Raw genomic sequence first — 3,224 nt, forward strand, 5'->3', positions numbered from 1 at the left:
GCACCACCAGCGAACCGTTAAAGTGTTCATGGCCCGAATCGCGGTACACACCCAGCCGTTGCAAGCGCCCGCGCACTTCCGCGCCCGCGACCCGATTTTTTTCTGGAAGACGCAGGCCCAAGGTGCGGTTGGCGTAACCCAGTCGAAACGTGTCGATCAGTTCAGGATGGTCCAGGCCTCGCGTCTTCAAGTAGGCCAGCGCTTCCGGGCTTTGCTTCAAACTCGCGTGGTAATAGTCCACCACCTGGCCAAGCGCCGCTTGGTCGTCCGCATCCACCGCAACCGGCATGGGCAAGGTACGCACGCTGGCGTGTTTCACCGTGGCAGCCGAAGCGGCTAAAGGAAGACCTTCCCGCAGCAACTCGGTCGCATGCCGGAAGCTGATACCGCGCCGTTTCATCAGCCAATCAATCGGCCCACCGGCTACGCCGCAACCAAAGCAATGAAACAGGTTCTTGCTCGGCGTCACGATCAGGCTGGGCGTGGTTTCCTCATGGAAGGGGCAGCAGGCCGCGTAATCCTTTCCCTGCTTGCTCAGCGCGATGCCGTCCGCCTCGATCAGGCGAACCAGCGACACCTCGGCCTTCAAGCGTTCGATTTCTGTGTCGGGAATGCGTGCCATAAACGGGATTTCCTCTAAAACCTGTCAAGTGCCATATCGATGCTTTTTAATTGTTCCTATTATGCTACTATCGGTCAAGCTATAAAAACGAGGGACTTACACTCATGGCTAACGCAAACTGGTTTGTCCTGCCTATGAGCTTCCCTGATCGACTCTCCTCGCTTCGCAAAGAGCAAGGACTTACCCAACAACAGATGGCAGATAAGATAGGCATGCATGTCTCGCAGCTAAAACGCTATGAGGCTGGCACCTCTCAACCCACCATCGACGTATTCCGCCGCATCGCACTAGCGCTGAATGTCAGTGCCGATATGCTGCTCTTTGAGCCGGATGAGCGTGGTCCGACCGACCGCCTGAAGTTGCAATTCGAAGCGGTGTCCAAACTGGATGAGAAGGAACGGGAAGCACTGGAGACCGTGATCTCCGGTGTACTGCACATGCATGACGCCAAGCGTTGGCAGCAGAACAAATAGCGAAATAGCCAGCAGCTAAAGAGAAACCCCCTGAACCCCAAGCAGCAGCTGGGGTCGAGGGGGCTTTTTTATTTATCTAATAGATATCTAACAGATAAAAAATATCTAGTAGATATCCACCAGATAAATAAACAGCGCTGGGAAACATGCGCCATCAGGCCGTGTTCTCCCCTTGCAGACCCTACCCGTTGAGTTGGTCACGATGGTCGAACCGGGCGGGCGGCGGCGTCGCCGGGCGCGAGTGTGTCATCTGGATTAGTGTGCTACTGATGGGTCGCGCCGTACCCGTCCGCGTGCTGCACGAGACCTTTTTTCGGGCTCTGGATGGGACGCATTGGAAGGCAGCCGGGGTGTCTACACCGTAGACAGAATCCGCCTTTAAGAATCAAGCGTTTAAACGCGAAACGTAGACATTGTATACAGCTGTATACAGTTTATTCCTTCTAATTCAGTGACTTACAGCCCGCAAAGCGGTGCGTGTGGTGTGGGGGTGATTTTGACACGAGTTAAGGGCACACAACTAAGGGGTTTTTAGGGCCTTTTTTGGGGGCGTTTAAGACGCCGCCAAAGTGCGTTTTGCTAGCGCGGCTTCGCCGTGCAATCGGCGAGTTTTAAGCAAACCATTGGCACTCTGTGAGTAACTGCATGCACCGAGACGACGGCTTTTAGATTCGATGCTATTGGTTTGTTTGATCGTTAGTAGAACAAAGCCGGTTCGGATTGCTCCGGCACCGGCTTCCTAAAACGTCATCTGGTTTGCAATTTTACCTTTGCAATTTAATTTGGCTCCCAAGTTAAGACAGGCAAATCAAAAGCAATTACGTCAATGACATCGTTTGAGGCAAAGATTGCATAGTGGCATATTTGATCATCGCTGCGTATTCCATAGGATTGTTTATGGAACCACTCGATAAACTCTGAATTGTCTACTTGATAAAGCCGTTGTCCTTTACAACCAGACTGTTCCAATTGGTCAATAGCTACTAATGCATCTCCTTCATCCAGAAGGCGATATGACAAATGCTCTTGGAAGCGAACAGTTAGCTTTAAACCATTTTCGTTCCTCAAAGTAACCATCAAGCCATCAGAAGAGTCCCGTAACTCCTCACACTCCAAAGACTTCGAAGCAATAATGTCTTGGAAGATAGGCACGAATTTTTGCATTAGTTATATCTCACTTTAGTTCTACCTCTACCATCTTGAATCTCAACCGTAGGTCTTCCATCATTGCTATTAGGTCTAACTACGATTCTTCTTCCATCCGGTAAAACTCCCGTACGGCCACCATTACTAATATCTTTTACCCCAGAAGGTTTGAGACCATCAAAATCTCTATTGGCCTCTTCAATACCTCCTGGTTTCGTCCAAATTTCAGATGGACCACGTGTTTTACCCGGCTCTTTTTCTGCTCCAGGGACAGGAGGCGCATCCCCTTCCTCACCCTCAGTGAAAAACCAATCACGGAATTTATCCGTAGCATCCCCACAGGCTTTTGCCGCGTCCTTCATGGCGCTCTTGCCTGATGGCGTCATGAGCCAAGCAGAACCGAGAGTGACCCCTGCTCCTGCGGCGCACCCCCATGGACCAGCAGCACACCATGCCCATGCTGCTGCCGCTGGATTTAAGCCTCTAGGGTCACTGTAACTAAGCGGGTTGCCACCCACATAGGTGTAGATATTCGGCTCTGACACAAACGGTCGTACCGACACCCACCAAACCCAGACACCATGCGGGTTCCAGCGCATCCGCACAGGCTCAATCGCAGCAATAAAGAACAATTTTCTCTAGACGCGGTTTTACGCGCTGCGCACAAGGTACGCAGACGCAGTGTAACGCCTTGCCGTGGGCGGCTAAAGGGGTGAGGCGCTGATCTGGGGCGTTATTGTCGCGCAGGCCCCTTTACAGGGCGTTTACGGGGACGGCTGGGGGCTTGGGGAGGCGGTGGACAGCAGAAGCCCGCAGACAGGGCTGCGGGCGGGGAGAATGGGACTGCGGATCAGGGTTTGCGCTTCATCAGCACTTTTACCCGCATCGCCTCGGTATCGCTGGCGCGTGCATCCGTCAGGTGTTGTTCCGCCAGATAGGTGTCTTCCAGGTCGCCCAGGTGCGCCAGGATGGCTTTGCGGGCG

4 protein-coding genes are annotated in these 3,224 nt (G+C 53.0%); 1 reads left to right on the plus strand and 3 read right to left on the minus strand.

Annotated features, from left to right (window positions below; translation table 11 throughout):
- The coding region (locus CSQ89_RS20615) for a CHC2 zinc finger domain-containing protein (RefSeq protein WP_233203381.1) at positions 1–622 on the minus strand (622 nt) is incomplete at its 3' end.
- 104 nt (positions 623–726) lie between these two features.
- Here CSQ89_RS20615 and CSQ89_RS20620 point away from each other — a divergent pair.
- A complete protein-coding gene (locus CSQ89_RS20620; RefSeq protein WP_199065760.1) occupies positions 727–1,095 on the plus strand; it encodes a helix-turn-helix domain-containing protein in 369 nt (122 codons plus the stop codon).
- A 777-nt stretch (positions 1,096–1,872) separates the two neighbouring features.
- Here CSQ89_RS20620 and CSQ89_RS20625 read toward each other — a convergent pair.
- Together CSQ89_RS20625 and CSQ89_RS22295 are read right to left on the minus strand one after the other, a co-directional pair.
- Complete coding sequence (locus CSQ89_RS20625) at positions 1,873–2,259, minus strand: hypothetical protein (RefSeq protein WP_099407867.1); 387 nt, start codon at positions 2,257–2,259, stop codon at positions 1,873–1,875.
- Positions 2,259–2,603: a hypothetical protein gene (locus CSQ89_RS22295; protein WP_139022929.1), complete on the minus strand. Its 345-nt coding sequence runs from the start codon at positions 2,601–2,603 to the stop codon at positions 2,259–2,261. Before CSQ89_RS22295 ends, CSQ89_RS20625 begins: the two co-directional genes overlap by 1 nt.
- Positions 2,604–3,224 lie beyond the last annotated feature (621 nt).

It is taken from the genome of Chitinimonas sp. BJB300, assembly GCF_002735695.1.
In the GTDB taxonomy this organism is placed as follows: Bacteria; Pseudomonadota; Gammaproteobacteria; order Burkholderiales; family Chitinimonadaceae; genus Chitinimonas.